This window comes from Bacillus sp. TH17, from assembly GCF_016651125.1.
GTDB classification, from domain to species: Bacteria; Bacillota; Bacilli; order Bacillales; family Bacillaceae_G; genus Bacillus_A; species Bacillus_A mycoides.
In genome coordinates this window covers 985,729-1,004,695 of sequence record NZ_JAEKEN010000001.1, presented here as the reverse complement: position 1 = coordinate 1,004,695, position 18,967 = coordinate 985,729, and the positions used below count along the sequence as shown (strand labels likewise).

Here is an 18,967-nt window from a genome sequence, read left to right as displayed (position 1 = left end):
TTCTATCATTAATCACTACCACTAACGAAAAGATCTTCTTGAATATAAGCTAATACCATACCTGGAATTACTTTATCTCCCGCTTCTACTTCTAAAGATTGAACTTCTCCACTACATCCCATCTTAATTACTTCCAGTTTACCATTCATATCTTTAATAGCGAATAATGGCTCCCATTCATAAATTCGAGAATCCTTATCGATAGACACTTTTTCAATTATTCCATAACACGGACTCGTAATAATATCATAATACATAATCAATCATCCCTTTCTTTTATTCTATTAATATTGTTCTTCTAACCTTTGTGACTGAAGAATCATATAGAAAAAGCTTTGAAACTCTTCTATGTCCTCTACCTCAATGCCTAGCCTTGTTGCCCAATATTGTTCCTCTCCAATATCTTCTTGGCTTAATAAAACCATTCTCCCATTTTGAATTGAGGTAACCATTGCTTTTCCAAGAAACTGTTGCGAATACGTAACAGCTATATCGTAACGATGACTATTCGACACAATACAGTAATAACCGATTTGTTGTCTCTCCACTTCTTCTAATAAAATATCCAGTTTCATTTTAGCCCTCCCTTTAGGTTAAAAATGCAACCAACCTCTTAGGCGCGATGCTTCTACAATCTTGCGAACCCCTTCCATATAGGCAGCAATTTTCATATTTACTCCATAGCGTTTAGAAGTATCAAGTACGTTAGAAAAACTAGATGTAATTTTCTCCTTTAAACATTGATCAACATATTGCTCCGTCCAGTAATATCCTTGGTTATTTTGACACCATTCAAAATATGAAACAATCACGCCACCAGAGTTTGCTAAAATATCTGGAACAACCAAAATTCCCTTTTCTTCTAACATGGTTATCGCCTCTTTTGTTGTTGGTCCATTTGCAGCCTCAATGATAATCTTACATCCAAGCTTTCCTGCATTATGTTTTGTAATGACTCCTCCAATTGCCGCCGGAATGAGTACATCACATTCTTTTTCTAACAACTCCTGATTAGAAATTGTTTTACTAAAGAGATTCGATACTACACCGAAAGAATCTCTGTTTTCTATTAAATAAGGAACATCTAGACCGTCTGGATTATAAATTCCTCCTATAGCATCTGATACCCCGACTATTTTCACACCAATATCATATAAATATTTTGCCAAATAACCTCCAACATTCCCAAACCCTTGAATAATAACTCCCATATTTTGTAGCGGAATTTGTTTTAACTCACTTACTAACTGAAGTGTATACAATACACCTTTAGACGTTGCTGTTTCCCGCCCTTGTGATCCTCCTAGCATTAATGGCTTCCCGGTTATAAATCCTGGAGAGTCAAACTCCCTGATATGGTCATATTCATCTAGCATCCAAGCCATAATTTGCGCATTTGTATACATATCAGGTGCTGGAATATCTTTCGTCGGCCCCACAATTTGACTTACTGCTCTTACATACCCACGACTCAGTAACTCTAGTTCTCTAAAACTCAACTCCTGTGGATTACAAATAATCCCGCCCTTTGCGCCTCCATATGGCAGTCCTGTCACTCCACATTTCAAGCTCATCCAGCCAGCAAGTGCTTTTACTTCTTCTGCCGTAACATCTGGATGAAATCTAATACCACCTTTTGTTGGCCCTGCTGCGTCGTTATGCTGAGCGCGATACCCTTGAAATACCTTTGTTGTTCCATCATCCATTCGAACAGGAATGCTTACTTCTAAAAAACGCATTGGTTTTTTCAGAAATTCGAATACTTCTTCTGGATAACTTAAAAAATGAAGCGCCTCTTTTAATATAGCTTGAAATTCCTCTAAAGGATTTTCAACTTCAACTGTATTTGTATGTTTTTCTGATTGAATCGGCACGATAACACCCCTCTTTATACTTTTACTAATTGTACAAAGCAATAATCGTGCCAAGTGAAAATACTACGTTAATCATATCGTGTCATCCCCTTTACTTATGAATCTTTGAGTGACTTATGCAATGCTGCATGATTATCAAATATAAAAAGAAAAAGACATCGGAACTTATCCGATGCCTTTTTCTTTTTATATTTCCTGTGCTTCTTCAAAATGCATTTGCGGAGGAGCTGAACGGAACATATTTGTAACATATAGAAGGTACCCAATTCCAATAGCAGCCCAGCAAAGTCCCAAAATAAGTGAATGGATATTGAGATTAAACCATAGTACGGCTACAGTAGCAGCACCCAAAATAGGCATAACTAAGTAATTTAAGAAATCTTTTATCGTCTTATATCTTTTTTGCTTGATTATATAGTAAGAAATTACAGACAAATTAACAAATGTAAATGCAATAAGCGCTCCAAAGTTAATAAGAGATGCTGCTGTTTCTAAATCAATGAATATAGCGAAGAGCGAAATAATTCCTACAAAAATAATATTATATACTGGGGTTCTCCAGCGAGGATGGATGTATCCGAATATTTTCTTCGGAATTACATTATCTCGCCCCATTACGTATAATAACCTGGATACACTTGTATGAGAAGCTAAACCGGACGCAAGTGTCCCCATAAGGGTTCCTACTAAAAAGAAAGCTTGAAATAATTTCCCGCCAACATATAGCGCAATTTCTGGGGATGCTGATTCTTGATTTTTAAATACAGATGTATCTGGAAACATAGATTGTGTAAAATACGTTGTAGTAATGAATAAAACTCCGCCGATTAAAGCAGTAAGAAAAATAGCTCGAGGAATTGTTTTTTTGGCGTTTGGTGTCTCTTCTGAAAATGTAGTTACTGCATCAAAACCTAAAAATGAGAAACAAAGAATTGTTGCACCTGCAACTAACGGTGATATTTGTATATCTGATTGAAAAAACGGCTGAATGGAAAAAACTTCTCCTGTTCCCTCTCCCGCTAATAAGCCTTTTATAACTAGAAAAACAAATACGGCCATTACTAACACTTGAAATATTACTAAGAACGTATTGAAATTAGCAGTAACATTTACGCTAATCATATTTATTAATGTAACCAGGAGAACAAAGCCAATGACCCATACCCAACTAGGAACACTTGGGAAAAATGCTGACATATAAATTCTCGTTAATAGTGCGTTCACCATTGGTAGAAACAAATAATCCAATAACGCGGACCATCCAACAAGAAACCCAAGCCTTGCACTAATTGTCTTCTGTGTATACGTATAAGCAGATCCTGCGGTAGGAAAAGCCTTTACCATTTTGCCGTAGCTTGCAGCGGTAAACAACATCCCCGCTAATGCAATAAGATAAGCTCCTGGAACATGACCACCCGTTTTTTCAGAAACGATTCCAAATGTATCAAACCCAACCATCGGTGTCATATACCCGACCCCTAGCATAACAATTGACCAAAGCCCTAATGAACGTTTTAAACCAACTACTTTCCCCACCTATCATTCCTCCTACGTTCTCTATCTAATTTCCATTTAAAAATCGACAATCAAAAGGAAGCGTTTTCAAATAACTATATATCACACCGAGTATTACCTCCCTTTTTGTTACTTTTTAAATATTCATGCAATTTTCAAGCCAAAATTTCTAGCATTTGAAAATTCAATACTAGAAAGAACGTATAGGTGGAGTTGGTCCTCATTTCTTCTCATTTTTTATTCATTTTGACATAAGTTATTCAATCTCTCATACGACTAAATATGAAAAATACAACTTTAATCCTTGTTTTTTCATTCCCACTTCCTCAAAAATTGGGCTTTTACAAGATTAAAATATCTCCATGAAATAATAACATTATGTAAACTATTCATAGCAAAAAAGCTGTCTTTTCTATAAAGACAGCTTTTTCTATAACACTATATTAAAAATTGAATACGAAGTCATCGTCTGCTAACTTTTCAACATTCGTTGCTTTTACGTAACCATTTCCTTTTACAGAGAAGAAGTCATGGTTTTTCGTATCTGTACGTAAACCATTTAAAACGATTGGGTTAATTTCTTCTTCCTCAAACTTCGGCTCAAGTCCTAAGTTCATAAGTCCTTTATTCGCATTGTAACGAACGAAACGATTTACATCCTCTACAAGACCGATAGAAGTGTAAATTTCTTCTGTATATGCCAATTCAATTTCATACAGTTCCATTAATAACTCTTGCGTTTCCGTTTGTACTTCTTGTTGCTTTTCTGCAGAAAGTTCTGTGAAGATTTGTTGTGCTAAAATACCAACGAATACGCCGTGAATTGACTCGTCACGAATTATTAAGTTAATAATCTCACCACTTGCCGTCAATTTACCTTGACCCGCTAAGTAAAGTGGATAGAAGAATCCACTATAGAATAAGTAACTTTCTAAGAACACACTTGCTACCATTGCCATGTATAACTCTTTTTTCGTTACTTCAGGCTTTAATAAGCGACGATAGTAACTAGTAACAATACCAGCTTTTTTCTCAAGTAATGGATGGTTATCTACCCATTCAAAAATATCATCAATTTCTTCTTCAGTAGCTAACGTTGTGAAAATATGGCTGTAACTCTTCGCATGTACTTCTTCCATAGCGCCCATGAAAGCTAATACACTTTTCGCTTGTAAATTTTCAAGATGAACAAGTACAAGTGGCATCCCTTCGCCACCTTGTTTCGTATCTAAAAGTGTTAAACCACCTAATACACGCTTATAAGCAATTTGCTCTTCTTTTGATAATTGTGCCCAAGTATTTTTGTCAGAAGACACTGCGATTTCTTCTTCTGTCCAAAACTGAGCGATGTTTTGCTTCCAAAACATTAAACTAAAATCATCTTCTTTTTTGTTCCAGTTTACCGCACGCATTAAATCGCCCCTTCTCTAAATAAACATAAAAAATTGATAACTAAGCATGAGCAGGGTTCAGAAAAACCCTGCTCATAATGTCTCACTTTTTATATTAAACGGTACAAGCCACGCACTCTTCCACGCTTAATTTACGTGTTCTCGTATAATAAAGACTCTTCAAGCCTTTTTTATGTGCATAAATGTAGTAACGTGCTAACTCACGTGTTGAAATATCACTATTAACATAAAGAATTGTACTAATTCCTTGGTCAATATGTTCTTGAACTTCTGCGATTAAATCAATTAATTTAAACTGATTCATATCATAAGAAGATTTATAGTACCAGAACGTATCTTTTGATAAATACGGCATTGGATAATATGTTGTCGCATTCGCATACGTTCTTGATTCAATTTGACTTACGATTGGCATTACGCTTGAAGTTGCATTTTGAACGTAACTGATCGATTGTGTCGGAGCGATTGCAAGACGATATGAGTTGTATAAACCATTCTTCTGTACCTGCTCTTTTAAACTTGTCCAATCTTCTTTTGTTGGAATATGAATTCCTTCAAATAATTGCTGAATTTTTTCAGTTACTGGGCTGTAATCTGTCGTTTCATACTTTTCAAAGTATGTGCCGTTTGCATAATCAGACTTATCGAAGTCTTTAAATGTTTCGCCTTTTTCTTTAGCGATCTCCATACTTTTCTCAATCGAGTAGTAATTTAACATCATAAAGAATGTACGAGCGAATTCTTTCGCTTCAGCACTTTCATAAGCGATTTTATTTTTTGCTAAATATCCATGTAAGTTCATTGCTCCAAGTCCAACTGAATGAAGCTCATCATTTGCTTTTTTCACAGTTGGGGCATTCGGAATGATCGTCATATCAGAAACAGCTGTTAAAGCTTCCATTCCCGCATGAACTGCTTCACGAATTTCTTTATTTTCCATTACGTTTACGATATTTAACGATCCTAAGTTACAGTTAATATCACGGCGGATAATGTCTTCTGTACCGTAATCATTTATTTCAGAAGTTTCTTGTAGCTGGAAGATTTCTGTACATAAGTTCGACATCTTCACAGTTCCAATATCCTTCAGTGGATGCTGGTTATTTGCATTTGATTTAAACATTAAGTATGGGTAACCAGACTCAAGCTGAATCATAGCAATTTTAATAAGCATATCACGCGCACTAATATCTAGTGGCTTCTTCTTCACTTTCGGATTGCTCATTAATTCATCGTACATTTCGTCGATATCTATATCATCTAAATGTTTTCCGTACTCTTTAAATACTGTATAAGGCGCGAAAACATGGAAAGGTTCGTTTTTCTCAGCAAGCTCAAAGAACTTACTTGGAACGATAATTCCGATTGATAGAGACTGAATACGGCTCTTCTCATCGGCATTTATTTTTTTGGTATCAAGGAATTCAATAATATCCCAATGGAAAATGTTTAAGTATACTGCACCTGCACCTTTTCGTTGCATATTGTTACTCCATATCGTCAAAACGTATGGGGGATAGTCATTTCTGCTATCCTCTCTATATCGCTATAGAGTTCAGACCATATCTTCTTCTCGCCAAATTCTTCATTTAACCATTTATCATATGTTTGATGCACATGAATATGGCATAAACTATAATAAATGTATACACCCTTTGAATTTGGTTGTTTTGAGAAGCCAGGTTCGAGCTACTTAGTCACCTACATAGCCACTTGGTCGTTGAACCTTCTCCTTATCTAATAAATTTAGGAGCTCGGCTGCTGATTTCCTGCAATCTTGGATTTTCAGGGTTCGCTACGTAATTTCTTCGTAGTATCCTACCTTGATATACTCAGGCGTTCCAGCAATTGACCTGGTTTTATAGTTGAGCCATAAAGTTAACCCAACTGATTCGCATACGAAAACGAATCTTCAAGTAATTTCATAACAGGTACTACACCACTTGCGGCGTTATCAATACCTTTAATTTGCTCACCACGTGCACGTAGCTTAGATAAGTTTAAAGCTACTCCACCACCGATTTTCGATAATTGCATTGCAGTATTAATGTTAAAGCCGATTGAATTTAAGCTATCATCCATCTCTAACAAGAAACAAGACACCATTTCTCCTCTTCTGCTTCGTCCCGCATTTAAAAAGGTTGGTGTCGCTGGTTGGTAGTTTTGTTTTACAATCATGCTTGCGAAGTGTTTTGCCTTCGCAACATCACCGCGTCCTAAGTATAATGACACAATTGCTACACGATCTTCATAGCTTTCTAAGTATTGTTTTTGATCATTCGTTTTTAACGCATAATCTTTATAGAACTTAGATGCTGCCATATAAGATTGGAACTCGAAGTTTTCACCATAAGCGATGTTATAAACTCCTTCTACTTCCTCCAAGCTATACTCGTCCAGAACGTTGTAATAGTAATCATGTTCTTTCATATACTCCATTCGCTCTGCCACGCTATTAAAATGAACGGTATTCTCTCTAGCTTCTTCCATAAAGACTTCTAATGCCTCTTTATCTTTATGAAGCTGATAAAAACCGTCCTGCATTTGCGTGATTTCATTATTCAGTTCAATGTGTCGCAATCTCCCGCACCCTTTCTTTAAAATATTCTACATCATTATTTGTTCCAGATAACTCAAATTTTGATACAATAGGCACTTCATATTTAGTAGAGATTTTGTCAGCACTTGCACCAAACATGTCTCCCCAATTACGATTGCCACTTGCAGATACGCCTTTTAATTTTTCATTATTGCGTTCTAAAAAGTCTAAAACACGTTCCGGTACATTTCCAAAACCTGTTGTATACGTAATAAGAATAAAGTCTTCATCTAATACTAGAGCTTCATCAATTTGAACGGCCGGCATATTTAATTTGTGAATGAAACGCTTCACGTTTCCTGTCATAGAATCATATGCAACTAACATTTCCGACCCTCCCTCTCCAATCTATATTCTCTGTATGTCGTTTCTTGATTTCTCTATATATTGTATTACGTTTCAAAATAAGACACAAGATATATGTATAAATTCTTTCTTTTTTTAAATTTTACTTTTCGACATGACCGTCGATTTTTTTCAATACAAAGACTATGAAACAACATTCTAAAACTCATGTCAATAAAGTGCTTTTCAAAAAAGTTGTCAACGAATTTAACCTTATTTTTAAAAAAGTTACCAATATTTTTTGTCATAAAACAGTAAATGCTGGAGTAATATATTTCTCCAGCATCACGCAAAAAAGAACAGATATTAAACGATAATCTGTTCTAACAAACGATTACATTTATCAATTTTACTTTATTAAATATTATACATATTCTTTCGTTCCTCGTTACATACTAAAAGATAACTATTATAGAAAAAGATTATTATTATGGAACTTCAATTTATTTATGAAAAAAATTATTCAGGGTGCTCAATACGCAAAATATCTCTTACAAATATATGATGTGGATTCTCATCTTTATCGAGCATTGTACATATAGGAGCTTCTTCATCAAAGTATACGATCATTCCTTCTACGTACTGATATGTATGTTGAACTTGTACCGTTACTTTAATTTCTACTGCTTGTTCATACGCCCTTTTTATTTTCTGAAGCATTTTTGCTGAACATTTTCGTTTCTCTGGATACATAACCATTCCCATAAACCTATTCCCAGCTCTATCTTTCCACATATAATCCCAATGTGGCAATATGCCTTGTTTAAAATCCCCCATAATTCTCCTCTCCTTTATCTTCTATTTATGAACGTGGTGTTTCTGAATATGTATAAATTACCTGTCCACCGCGCTGTGCGTTCCCGATAATATGTTTAAAATCTTCTCGATTCACAACAACTTCTCTGAACGTATAAAATACATCTTTCTTCGCAACATACTCCTTTATTTCATCATTTTTCAGCTGATCCAAAATTGTATTTGCTAATTGTTTATCCATGTATTTCACCTCTCTGCAATATTTTATTCTATCGCATCTTCTATAGGTCCACAACGGTAAAATTATCCCGTTACTATTATGTAATTCACTTTCATTATTTTTATATCTATATCACTTTATTATATTCGCACTAAATATCATATACTAACATAGCTACTTCTCTATATCAAACTTTTTGATGCCCTGTATAACAAAGTTCCAAATCACTGTTTGATATTTTATTTTATGCTACAATATACATTTAGAACTAGGAGGGATACTATGATTCGGAAAGCAAAAAAGACAGATGCGGTAGAAGTAGCACCTTTATTGTATAACGCTCTGCACGAAATTGCTGAAAAAATCACAGGTAGCACAGTTGAAGCAAAAGTAATACTAGGACTTGAAACATGGTTCGTAAAAGAAAATAATCGATTGAGCTATGAAAACTGTTTAGTGGCTGAACAAGGTGGAAAGGTAGTTGGGGTTATTGTCGTTTATCACGGTAGTGACGCTGAACAACTTGATGCACCAATCCTACACTACTTAAGAGAACTACATGAAGACGAATCCATTACGTTAGAAAAAGAAGCTGAACTTGATGAGTATTATATTGACACGTTGTCAGTTTCAAGTATGTACAGTGGACGTGGTATTGGCTCTAAATTAATCGATGCAGCTGAACTTCATGCAACTGAAAAAGGGCATGAAAAAATCGCCTTACTTGTTAATTTAGAAAACAAACGCGCTTTTTCACTATATGAAAAACTTGGTTTCAAAGAAGATAAAACCGTTATGCTCGTCGGTGAACCGTATGCCCATCTAATAAAACCATTACGGTCATTGGTTTCTATATCTTAAAAGGACAATTCTTTTTTACTTGTTATGCAGAGAAAGAGGCTGCCAAAGTGCAGTGACCCCTGTCAAGTAGACAGTATTTAAAAAGCGCAACTAAGCAACCTGAGTTCTATATTTATATGGACTCAGGTTATTTAATTTCTTTTGAAATCTTTGATGATTATAAAAGTGCATATATTTACGCACGGCAAGTTTGACCTCATTCGCTTTACGGAAGGAGTATAAATGAAAACACTCTGCCTTAAAGTGACTGAAGAAGTTTTCCATACAAGCATTATCCCAACAGTTGCCTCTTCGAGACATACTTGCCTTCATCTGATATTTTTTAAGTAATTGATTATATTGACGAGATGTATACTGGGATCCTTGATCACTATGTAAGAGGATTCCCTTCACATTTCGTTTTTTCTTTGCCTTTTTAAGCGTATCTAACACAAGCTTTAAGTCGTTTCTACGACTGGTTTCATAGGCAACAATTTCATTATTGTATAAATCCTTAATAGCGGATAAGTACAAGCGCTGTCCATTGAAAATCAAATAGGTAATATCGGTTACCCATTTCTCATTCGGTTTTGAAGCCTGAAACTCCCTATTTAGATGGTTCTCTGAAATCACATAAGCTTCTTTTTTTCCGTAATAAGGTCGTTTTTTCCTAATTACGGCTTTGATACCTAGTTCACTCATCAATCTTTGGATGTGCTTATGGTTCAAATGAAGGTTATATGTGGCTTTCAGCCACACTTGTATTCTTCTATATCCATAAATTCCTCTTAATTTTTTATGACACTCCAATATCTTTTTCTTAATTTCGATATCCTCTGATTGTTTTTTAGAAGGCGTCGTATGCCGTTTTAGCCATTTGTAGTATCCACTTCTGGTTACACCAGCAATATCGCATAGAATGGTCACTGTATAACCTGTTTTTGTCATTTCATGGATGACTTCGAATTTTTTTATTTTGGATACGACTTTCATTCCTCCTTTTACATCCCTAAGAGCTTTTTTAACATTTCATTTTCCGCTTCTAATCGTCTGATCTTAGCTTCAGGATCTTCGGGTCTAACCCTTGGTCTACCTAAACCTGGTCCTTTCGCTTTACCGCGTTTTTCTTCTAGTCCTTTGATTCCTTCAGCTTCAAAGTGTTTCACCCAACGACTTACAACCGAGTGATGAATACCTAATTCTTTCGCAATGGTTTTATAGCTCATGCCTTCTTTTAAGTATAAATCTATAGCTTGTTTCTTAAATTCTACATCGTAAGTGACTCTAATTTTTCCCATGAAAAAATCCCCTCCATAGTAAACAGGTTAATGTGCTTTCTTTTTCCTGTCTACTATAAGGGGATCATATCAAAGGGACAGCCTCTTTTAAATTAATTTTGTATTTAATACATTTCCATCCATCGCCTCATGAAATGTATACGTTGTACATCCCCATGGCTTCCTATGGAAAATAGGCGAACCAGACCACCCCATTGCCCTCAGTTCAGTCCCAATCATCGCATTAAAATAACTATGACCTACAAGGGCAATATGTCCATGTACGAGCGCATAGCGGTGCAACATATTAGTGGCTTGCCTTGCTCTTTCTCGTACTTCCTTATAAGACTCAACCTCTTTGCTATAACCAACTATCCATCGTGTACGTCCAATAAACATCCATACATTCGGTTTACATTTCAACCATTTTGGAGCATAAAAACTCGTTGGAACTTCAGCTTCCCTAAAAAGATGATTTTGCACAAAAGATAGGGAATCCAATAACTCAGCCGCTGACTGTACAGCGCGCCTTTGATCACTCGTTACAACCAGTTTCGCTGATTCAATCGCCTCAATTGTTTCAATTGGTATAGGAGTTTCTTTTACTGTAGTCCCTAAATCATATTGCTTCATCCATTCACGAAATGAAATAATTGTCATTGGCTCTATAGTACTGTCCAAACGACCATGACGAATAAAAGAAATTCGCATTCTTTCCACTCCCCATTCATCACTTACGAACTATATTACGTACTTTTTTTATTGCCATCATACCATGCATAAAAAGAAAGTTATATATCCCCACCACTATCATGTGTTATCGAAGTGTGCACACCATCCAGTCCATCAAAATATGTAGTTGTTTCATGATGACGCACTTTCTTCAACTGTATATATGAAAATAAAAATAATAAAATCGCTATAAAGCTCCCCACAATTTCAAACATCATTTTCCAGCCCCTAATTTCCCCCACTTTAGTAGGTCATTGTATCTTTTATTATACTCCCGTATAAAGATGTATGCATTTTCATCATTCCTCTCCTAAACAATATTTTTTACATATTTCCTTACAAAAAGTGAATATTTTTCGAATTTTTACTTTGGAAACATTTACAAAGTAGTAAATATAGTTCAAAATAAGAAGAAATAAAAAAGCCCAAATTATTCTTTTTTGGGAAAACTGGAACAAGGAGAGTTGCTTATGCAGATCGCAGAAACTGGAGATATCATTGAATTTAAAGGTGGAATGCAAGGCCGTGTTCAAAAGGTAAATCAAAACTCCGTTATTGTTGATATAACAATTATGGAGAATTTTAGAGAACTAGATATGGAACCTCTTACAGTTGTAAGCCATAAAAACTATACTGTCATTAATCAACATGCATAATATAATAGAAAGAAAGGATCTGTATATCATACAGATCCTTTCTTTCTATATTAACGATTATCGATCTTTTCTGGATATAAATCGTGATTCATCATGCGGTAGTCTGCCATTTTCTCATACTTAGTTCCTGGGCGGCCGTAGTTACAGTAAGGATCGATTGAAATACCACCACGTGGTGTAAATTTCCCCCATACCTCAATATAGCGTGGATCCATTAATTTAATTAAATCATTCATAATAACGTTCATGCAATCTTCGTGGAAGTCACCATGATTTCGGAAGCTAAATAAATATAGCTTTAAAGATTTACTCTCTACCATTCTTTGTTCTGGAATGTAGCTAATATAAATTGTTGCAAAATCTGGTTGTCCTGTTTTCGGACATAAACTTGTAAATTCAGGACAATTGAATTTTACAAAGTAATCACGGTTTGGATGGTTATTATCAAATACCTCTAAAATTTCCGGGCTATATTCAAATACATATTTTGTATTTTGATTTCCTAATAATGTTACATCTTTTAAATCTTCATCTAATCTTCCTGCCATTTTAAACATCCCTTCTCATTATACCCCTCGTTTATTTCCCCATACTAACGCATGAAGCTGAGGCAGTACTTTCGCATCATTCATTTCTTTACAATTCACAGCTTTTTCAATAAGCCACTCATATTTTTCTAATAGTTTTTTTATAAGCACCGCATCATCCACTGTTTTCGTATCATCATTCCCTACTTGTAAGAAAAATGGTACATTCGGATAACGCTCGTGCATCTTAACTGCATATTCAAAATCTTGATCATCGAATACTACTACTTTTAAACTAAAATCTTTCCCTGCTAGTTTATGAATAACAGAATCTAACATCTGAAAATCTGTTTTCATAGTTGAACTTGGTGGTTTTGGAGAAATCGTTACCTCATCAATTTGAAGCAACCAATCTTGCCATTTACTCCCTTGCGTTTCTACCGCTGTTCGCATTCCATTCTCCTTTAATATAGAAAGAAGAAATTGCATATTTTTCAGCAAAACAGGATTTCCACCCGAAATCGTAACATGAGAAAAATTTTCTCCACCAATTTCTACAAGCTCATTCCAAATGTCTTCCGGTGTCATTTGTTTAATTTGATCTTTGGCCGATCCATCCCATGTAAAAGCAGAATCACACCAATCACAGCTATAATCACAGCCCGCTGTACGGATAAACATTGTCTTTTGTCCTACAACCATCCCTTCTCCTTGAATGGTTGGACCAAATATTTCTAAGACGGGGATTTTACTCATCGAGCATCCACTCCCGTCTTACTTCCGCATAACTAGTCGGCGTCTCAAAAAGACGAACAAATTCAACACGAGCTCCCTTATATTCGTTCGCACGATTATCTTTCGTTAAGGCTTCTGCCATCTTTTCATAAATCCAAACGACCATATTTTCAGCAGTCGTATTCATTTCTGGCAATGTTTCGTTTAAATAACGATGATCTAAATAAATTTCTATTTCATTTTTCCAAATCTCTTTTATATCTCCAAAGTCAATTGCAAGGCCTATTTCATTTACATATCCGCTAATTCCAAATACGACTTTATATGTGTGTCCATGTAAATTTTTACATTTCCCTTCATAGCAGTGTAAATGGTGCGCCGCGTCAAATGTAAATTCCTTGCTGACCATTACTCTTTTATTATGATATTTGAGTTGTTCACGCTGAATATCCTTGTCCATTTTTTGCAAATTTTCTACGATGCGAAATCCAAAAAAGTTATCCATTAGTTGCTCGCTCCTTCGCGTTCTTGTAGATACGTATCTAATCCCGCTTTACGAAGTTGACATGCTGGACATTCACCGCAACCATCACCAATGATTCCGTTATAACATGTTAATGTTTTTTCTCTAACAAACTCAAATGCTCCAAGTTCATCAGATAATTTCCATGTCTCTGCTTTATCAATCCACATAAGTGGTGTATGAATAACAAACGGATAATCCATAGATAAATTTAATGTAACGTTTAATGATTTCACAAACACGTCACGACAATCTGGATAACCACTGAAATCAGTTTCACATACACCCGTTACAATATGACGTGCTCCAACTTGTTTTGCTAATACAGCCGCAAATGATAAAAATAGTAAATTTCGTCCATCTACAAATGTTGATGGCAATTCACCTTCTTCATGTGTAATCTCCATATCCGTTCTCGTTAACGCATTTGGAGCAAGTTGATTTAATAGGCTCATATCTAGTATCGTATGTTTAATTCCTAGCTCTTTCGCAATTTCCGCTGCACAATCAATTTCTAATTTATGACGTTGATTGTAGTTAAATGTTACAGCTTCCACTTCTTCAAACTGCTGTATCGCCCAAAATAAACATGTTGTACTATCTTGTCCACCACTAAAAACAACAACTGCTTTTTCTTTTTTCATTTCACTCATTCTCCTTCTCTACTACGAATAAGAAGAAAGAACGTTCTTGAACTGTCACAATAAAAAAACAAAACAATACCTAATGATATTGTTGTTTCCATAGTTTTTTATAGAGGGAGTTCGCGAACCTCTCCCATGCAGTGCACGGAATTTCTTCTTTCATTGACAAAGATTATTGTAACATATTGTATACTACCAGAAAAAATTTCTGATTTTTTCCGCTATTTCGCATTTCATTTATTTCATTTTATAGTATGATTAATTTAATGTTAAAAGAGAGGAGGCATCCCACTGGAACTCTTTATTATTTACCTCTTTTTAAATATATTATCTATTCTCGTTACAATGCTCGTATATCATTTATTTTGGAATCAGAAAGGGAAACGATCTCCTAAATTAAATTCAGCCATATTTATTGTATTGTGTTGCCTCGCTACCATACTATGTATCACTTTCGCAGCAAAAACAAATAATGGTTTTCAGTTCGACATGCGACATATCGTATTAATTGTCGGCACGTTAACGGGAGGGCCTATTGCTGGTGGTTCTATTTTAGCTGTATTAAACATTTATCGCTTTTTATTGGGAGGAATAGGTGCGTTTCCATCCTTTATCGCTTCTATTCTCCTATTTATTGTTCTACTATTAACATACAAATTTTTTAATCGAAGTTCTAATCATATAAAAATAACACTTGCTATTTTTTACAGTCTTACTTATGGATTTGGTTGGATACCATTTTTCCTTGCAAGTGTTACAAATGAGGCAGATTATATACCACATATCATTGTGTACGAACTATGTACGATGATTGGTACGATCCTTATTTTATATTTACTACACATATTACAAATGCAAGTTCGTCTCCAAAATGAACTTATGAACGCTGAGAAATTTCATTTAATCGGCGAAATGGCAGCTTCTATCTCTCATGAAATTCGTAATCCTTTAACTGCAACGAAAGGTTTTTTACAACTTTTACAGTCAGATGCATGTTCTGAGAAAGAACGAAAATTATATATCGACATAGCCATTAATGGTATCGAACAAGCAAATCACGTTCTTACAGACTACTTAACTTTTGCAAAACCAAGTATTGAAAAAGAACAAAAATTACAAGTAGAGGAAGAATTACTTCATGCGTTGTCTTTGATCACACCTCTCGCCAATTTAGCAAATGTTCGTATAAATTATATAAAACAAAGTACATCTTTCTTTATCGCTGGCGAAAAGCAAAAACTGAACCAATGTTTATTAAATATTTTTAAAAATTGTATTGAGGCTATGCCTACAGGTGGCGACCTTATTCTTACATTAGTTCCAGACCATAAACATATACAATTATATATAAAAGATACAGGAGTTGGTATGGATCAAGAACAAATAAAACGCCTTGGATCACCTTTCTACTCAACGAAAGAAAAAGGTACCGGACTCGGAATGATGGTCGTCTTCAGCGTCATTCAAGCAATGGATGGAAAGATTGATATTATGAGCGAAAAAGGTACAGGTACAACTTTCTTATTAACTTTCCCACTCATACAAAAAACGTGATGAACTTCATCACGTTTTTTCTGTTCCTTCAACTAATTCTGCAAAAGCTTTCACTTTCCCATGCGGCTTTTGATTTTCTTTCCGAGCTTTCCAGGCGCGCTCTTCTTCTCTCTTTTTCTTTGACATGCTTTTCAACTCCTTCTTTTCTTTTCTCCATGTAGTATTCCAAAATGAGAAAGAAAACTATGCATGAGTAAAAAAGAAAAGAAGCGGTTCCCCACTTCTTTCATTTTAACGCTGTAAAATTGCATGTTTCGCTTCTTTTAGCTGTGTAAGATGTCTTTGTTCGTGTAAATCTAGAAATTGAACCCATTGATATAAATTCAAATCATTAAAAATAGGATGTTTTAATCCATTTTCAAATAATTCTTTTTCATCTATTACACTATGAAGGGCATGTAATAATTCTTGTCGTGAATGTTCTAGTAATTGAATTCCTTGCAGTTTTTTCATTAATGTTTCTGTTGGTTTCATTTGTTGAGGAGCTTCCCTTTTATGTGTGCGATCAAGCGTAAGTTGGAGGTCTTTAAATGGAGCAAGTTTTCTTTCTTTTTTTTGCAAAGCATATACAAGAGCAGATGTGACAAACTGTTCAACTAAATGCAAATGATGCAAAATTTGAATAATACTCCATTTATCACGGCGTGGCTTTACATTCACCTCCGTATCATTTAACATTTCAATTTCTGATAACAGCGTGCTTCGTGTAGACTGTAATGAGTGGACTAAAGTTTCTAAACTAACATCCATATTAGATTGAAGCATAGTGCTTTCCCCCCTTTTGTTGGTGAAAAGGGGCGCTCCTCATTAGAAACACCCCTAAAATAATTCTGAATTTTCTTTTATTATCTCATCATTTTTCTATTATGTCGATGTTAAACATAGGAAAAAAGTGTATGTTTTTTACAATTTTGTGTCGTCAACAGCACGTAACCACGCTTCAATTTCTGTAATTACACTTTTTACACACCCTTCAGCGAATGGTGATGTTAAATTTGCAACTTCTACTAATTCTAAGAATGATTTACTTCCACCTTGTTGACAAAGATTCACATAATCTTCCCAAGCCTCTTGTCTATTATCTCTTGCACGTTTCCAAAATTGCAGTGCACAAATTTGAGCTAACGTGTAGTCAATATAATAGAAAGGTGAGCTATAAATATGACCTTGACGTTGCCAGAAACCACCACGCTCTAAATAATCATTATCTTCATAATCACGATGTGGTAAATACTTCTTCTCTATGTTACGCCATGCTGACTTACGTTCTGCTGGCGATGCTTCTGGATTTTCATATACATAATGTTGATATTCATCTACAGATACACCGTACGGTAAAAATAGAAGTGCTGAACTTAAGTGTGAGAAATAATATTTATCCGCATCTTCTTCAAAGAATAACTTCATCCATGGCCATGTAAAGAATTCCATACTCATTGAATGGATTTCACATGCTTCATATGTTGGCCAATTATATTCTGGAATTTCATACTTACGACTTTCATATACTTGGAAAGCATGACCAGCTTCATGTGTTAATACATCAATGTCCCCAGACGTTCCATTAAAGTTTGAGAAGATGAATGGCGCTTTATAATTCTCGATATATGTACAATATCCACCACCAGCTTTTCCTTTTTTCGCAACTAAATCTAATAAATCATTATCGAGCATGAAATTAAAAAACTCATCTGTTTCAGCTGATAATTCTTTATACATCGTTTTCCCGTGATTAATAATCCAATCGGCATCGCCTTTTGGAGTTGGATTACCTGTAGCAAACTCAAAGTTTTCATCATAATAAGCGAGCTTTTCTACACCAATGCGTGCTTTTTGTCTATTTCTTAACTCGGTTGCAACTGGAACGATATAATCTAATACTTGCTGACGATAGTTCGCTACCATTTCAGCATTATAATCTGTACGATACATTCTTGCATATCCTAATTCAACAAAGTTTTTAAAACCAAGTGTTTTTGCGATTTTCGTTCTCACTTTAACAAGCTCATCATAAATACGATCTAACTCTTCCTCGTTCTCAGCTAAAAATCCGTAGTATGCTTCACTTGCTGCTTTGCGTTCACTTCTTTCTTTTCCTTGCATAAACGGAATAAGTTGCGATAACGTTCTTTCTTCTCCTGCAAAGTCAATCTTTGCAGATGCTAATAACTGTGTATATTGCGAAGACAATTTATTCTCTAATTGTAAATCTTTCACTACTTCATCTGAATATGTTTTTAAATCACATTCAGCTAGAGCAAATAATTGCTTTCCATAATACGCTTCTAATTCTTCGCGGAATGGAGAATGAATTAACGCATTATAATACTTTGTACCATACCCTTGTACAACTGGAGAGAATTCATCAAAGAAATCCTGCTCATCCTTATAAAAGGCATCTGTCGTATCAACAGAATGACGAATGTAACAAAGGTTCCCCATTGTACCAAAGTCATTACGAATTTCGTTAATTGAATTGATAACTTGTTTTTGTTCTTCTACAGTTTTTGCGTTATCAAACTTCTCTAAAGCAACAGTAAATTTCCCTTTTAATTCTTCAATATTTGGCCGTTTATATTCATAGTCTTTAAATGACATGAACGAGCCCCCTCTCCATTATATGCATCATTATTATAATTCAATTCTTACTTACAAATCTCCTCTTATTCTTCAGCAAAATGCGGTAGATGATGTCATAAATACATGCACACAAAAAAGCCTTGGATTTCTTTATCCAAAGCTCCTTTGGAACATATCA

The 18,967-nt window shown here is 35.0% G+C and carries 22 protein-coding genes, 2 pseudogenes and 1 riboswitch; of the genes and pseudogenes, 3 read left to right on the top strand and 21 right to left on the bottom strand.

What is annotated here, in order from left to right; all coding sequences use genetic code 11:
* Nucleotides 1-8: 8 nt before the first annotated feature.
* The 10 genes and pseudogenes from JFT95_RS05005 to JFT95_RS04960 all read right to left on the bottom strand — a co-directional run bounded on the left by JFT95_RS05005 (nucleotide 9) and on the right by JFT95_RS04960 (nucleotide 8,742).
* A complete protein-coding gene (locus JFT95_RS05005; protein ID WP_002011502.1) occupies nucleotides 9-257 on the bottom strand; it encodes a biotin/lipoyl attachment domain-containing protein in 249 nt (82 codons plus the stop codon).
* Between the two features lie 27 nt (nucleotides 258-284).
* A complete protein-coding gene (locus tag JFT95_RS05000; RefSeq protein WP_000762559.1) occupies nucleotides 285-575 on the bottom strand; it encodes an SAV0927 family protein in 291 nt (96 codons plus the stop codon).
* An 18-nt stretch (nucleotides 576-593) separates the two neighbouring features.
* Nucleotides 594-1,874 carry a Glu/Leu/Phe/Val family dehydrogenase gene (locus JFT95_RS04995; RefSeq protein ID WP_201051627.1) on the bottom strand — a complete coding sequence of 427 codons (1,281 nt, stop codon included), beginning with the start codon at nucleotides 1,872-1,874 and terminating at the stop codon, nucleotides 594-596.
* A 186-nt stretch (nucleotides 1,875-2,060) separates the two neighbouring features.
* Complete coding sequence (locus tag JFT95_RS04990; RefSeq protein WP_002140942.1) at nucleotides 2,061-3,410, bottom strand: APC family permease; 1,350 nt, start codon at nucleotides 3,408-3,410, stop codon at nucleotides 2,061-2,063.
* 422 nt (nucleotides 3,411-3,832) lie between these two features.
* Nucleotides 3,833-4,801, bottom strand: a complete 969-nt coding sequence (nrdF, locus tag JFT95_RS04985; protein WP_201051626.1) for a class 1b ribonucleoside-diphosphate reductase subunit beta — start codon at nucleotides 4,799-4,801, stop codon at nucleotides 3,833-3,835.
* A 94-nt stretch (nucleotides 4,802-4,895) separates the two neighbouring features.
* Nucleotides 4,896-6,281 (bottom strand): annotated as a pseudogene (locus tag JFT95_RS04980) (ribonucleoside-diphosphate reductase subunit alpha); the annotation flags it as partial.
* Nucleotides 6,282-6,682: 401 nt separating this feature from the next.
* Nucleotides 6,683-7,381: pseudogene (locus JFT95_RS04975) on the bottom strand (ribonucleotide reductase N-terminal alpha domain-containing protein); the annotation flags it as partial.
* A complete protein-coding gene (gene nrdI / locus JFT95_RS04970; protein ID WP_000959445.1) occupies nucleotides 7,368-7,727 on the bottom strand; it encodes a class Ib ribonucleoside-diphosphate reductase assembly flavoprotein NrdI in 360 nt (119 codons plus the stop codon). The gene nrdI and the pseudogene JFT95_RS04975, both read right to left, overlap by 14 nt.
* A gap of 477 nt (nucleotides 7,728-8,204) precedes the next feature.
* Nucleotides 8,205-8,522, bottom strand: coding sequence for a hypothetical protein (locus tag JFT95_RS04965; RefSeq protein ID WP_002030565.1), 318 nt, complete (start codon nucleotides 8,520-8,522; stop codon nucleotides 8,205-8,207).
* Between the two features lie 25 nt (nucleotides 8,523-8,547).
* Entirely contained in the window at nucleotides 8,548-8,742 is a 195-nt protein-coding gene (locus JFT95_RS04960; RefSeq protein WP_002030563.1) for a hypothetical protein, read from the bottom strand.
* 261 nt (nucleotides 8,743-9,003) lie between these two features.
* On the opposite strand from JFT95_RS04960, the gene JFT95_RS04955 reads away from it, so the two are divergent.
* Nucleotides 9,004-9,582: a GNAT family N-acetyltransferase gene (locus JFT95_RS04955; RefSeq protein WP_002030560.1), complete on the top strand. Its 579-nt coding sequence runs from the start codon at nucleotides 9,004-9,006 to the stop codon at nucleotides 9,580-9,582.
* 90 nt (nucleotides 9,583-9,672) lie between these two features.
* Here JFT95_RS04955 and JFT95_RS04950 read toward each other — a convergent pair whose 3' ends face one another.
* The 4 genes from JFT95_RS04950 to JFT95_RS04935 form a co-directional block, all read right to left on the bottom strand.
* A complete protein-coding gene (locus tag JFT95_RS04950; protein WP_002140633.1) occupies nucleotides 9,673-10,554 on the bottom strand; it encodes an IS3 family transposase in 882 nt (293 codons plus the stop codon).
* 8 nt (nucleotides 10,555-10,562) lie between these two features.
* Nucleotides 10,563-10,859, bottom strand: a complete 297-nt coding sequence (locus tag JFT95_RS04945) for a transposase (RefSeq protein WP_002135468.1) — start codon at nucleotides 10,857-10,859, stop codon at nucleotides 10,563-10,565.
* Nucleotides 10,860-10,946: 87 nt separating this feature from the next.
* The gene (locus JFT95_RS04940) at nucleotides 10,947-11,549 is read right to left on the bottom strand and encodes a histidine phosphatase family protein (RefSeq protein ID WP_201051625.1); all 603 of its coding nucleotides are present in this window, start codon (nucleotides 11,547-11,549) and stop codon (nucleotides 10,947-10,949) included.
* 80 nt (nucleotides 11,550-11,629) lie between these two features.
* On the bottom strand, nucleotides 11,630-11,788 hold the full coding sequence (locus JFT95_RS04935) for a hypothetical protein (RefSeq protein WP_002086806.1): 159 nt from the start codon (nucleotides 11,786-11,788) through the stop codon (nucleotides 11,630-11,632).
* Nucleotides 11,789-12,040: 252 nt separating this feature from the next.
* On the opposite strand from JFT95_RS04935, the gene JFT95_RS04930 reads away from it, so the two are divergent.
* A complete protein-coding gene (locus JFT95_RS04930) occupies nucleotides 12,041-12,226 on the top strand; it encodes a YkvS family protein (protein WP_002064385.1) in 186 nt (61 codons plus the stop codon).
* Nucleotides 12,227-12,276: 50 nt separating this feature from the next.
* Here JFT95_RS04930 and queF read toward each other — a convergent pair whose 3' ends face one another.
* From queF to queC, 4 genes are read right to left on the bottom strand one after another with little or no spacing between them, the layout of a single operon-like run.
* Nucleotides 12,277-12,774, bottom strand: coding sequence for a preQ(1) synthase (gene queF, locus JFT95_RS04925; RefSeq protein WP_002140938.1), 498 nt, complete (start codon nucleotides 12,772-12,774; stop codon nucleotides 12,277-12,279).
* Nucleotides 12,775-12,792: 18 nt separating this feature from the next.
* Complete coding sequence (gene queE / locus JFT95_RS04920) at nucleotides 12,793-13,509, bottom strand: 7-carboxy-7-deazaguanine synthase QueE (RefSeq protein WP_088039008.1); 717 nt, start codon at nucleotides 13,507-13,509, stop codon at nucleotides 12,793-12,795.
* Nucleotides 13,502-13,993 (bottom strand): 6-carboxytetrahydropterin synthase QueD, encoded by a 492-nt coding sequence (gene queD, locus JFT95_RS04915; RefSeq protein WP_002011526.1) that lies wholly within the window; start codon nucleotides 13,991-13,993, stop codon nucleotides 13,502-13,504. The genes queE and queD overlap by 8 nt, the downstream gene beginning before the upstream one ends.
* Complete coding sequence (queC, locus tag JFT95_RS04910; RefSeq protein ID WP_002086813.1) at nucleotides 13,993-14,655, bottom strand: 7-cyano-7-deazaguanine synthase QueC; 663 nt, start codon at nucleotides 14,653-14,655, stop codon at nucleotides 13,993-13,995. The genes queD and queC overlap by 1 nt, the downstream gene beginning before the upstream one ends.
* Nucleotides 14,656-14,748: 93 nt before the next feature.
* A riboswitch (PreQ1 riboswitch) is annotated at nucleotides 14,749-14,792 on the bottom strand.
* Between the two features lie 208 nt (nucleotides 14,793-15,000).
* Between queC and JFT95_RS04905 the strand changes: the two genes are divergently transcribed.
* A complete protein-coding gene (locus JFT95_RS04905; RefSeq protein ID WP_002140936.1) occupies nucleotides 15,001-16,209 on the top strand; it encodes an ATP-binding protein in 1,209 nt (402 codons plus the stop codon).
* A 9-nt stretch (nucleotides 16,210-16,218) separates the two neighbouring features.
* On the opposite strand, the gene JFT95_RS29455 is transcribed toward JFT95_RS04905, so the two are convergent.
* The 3 genes from JFT95_RS29455 to JFT95_RS04895 form a co-directional block, all read right to left on the bottom strand.
* Complete coding sequence (locus JFT95_RS29455) at nucleotides 16,219-16,335, bottom strand: DUF6254 family protein (RefSeq protein WP_000038354.1); 117 nt, start codon at nucleotides 16,333-16,335, stop codon at nucleotides 16,219-16,221.
* A 105-nt stretch (nucleotides 16,336-16,440) separates the two neighbouring features.
* Nucleotides 16,441-16,974, bottom strand: coding sequence for a DinB family protein (locus JFT95_RS04900; RefSeq protein ID WP_201051624.1), 534 nt, complete (start codon nucleotides 16,972-16,974; stop codon nucleotides 16,441-16,443).
* Between the two features lie 138 nt (nucleotides 16,975-17,112).
* Complete coding sequence (locus JFT95_RS04895) at nucleotides 17,113-18,807, bottom strand: M3 family oligoendopeptidase (RefSeq protein WP_002011536.1); 1,695 nt, start codon at nucleotides 18,805-18,807, stop codon at nucleotides 17,113-17,115.
* Nucleotides 18,808-18,967: the final 160 nt, after the last annotated feature.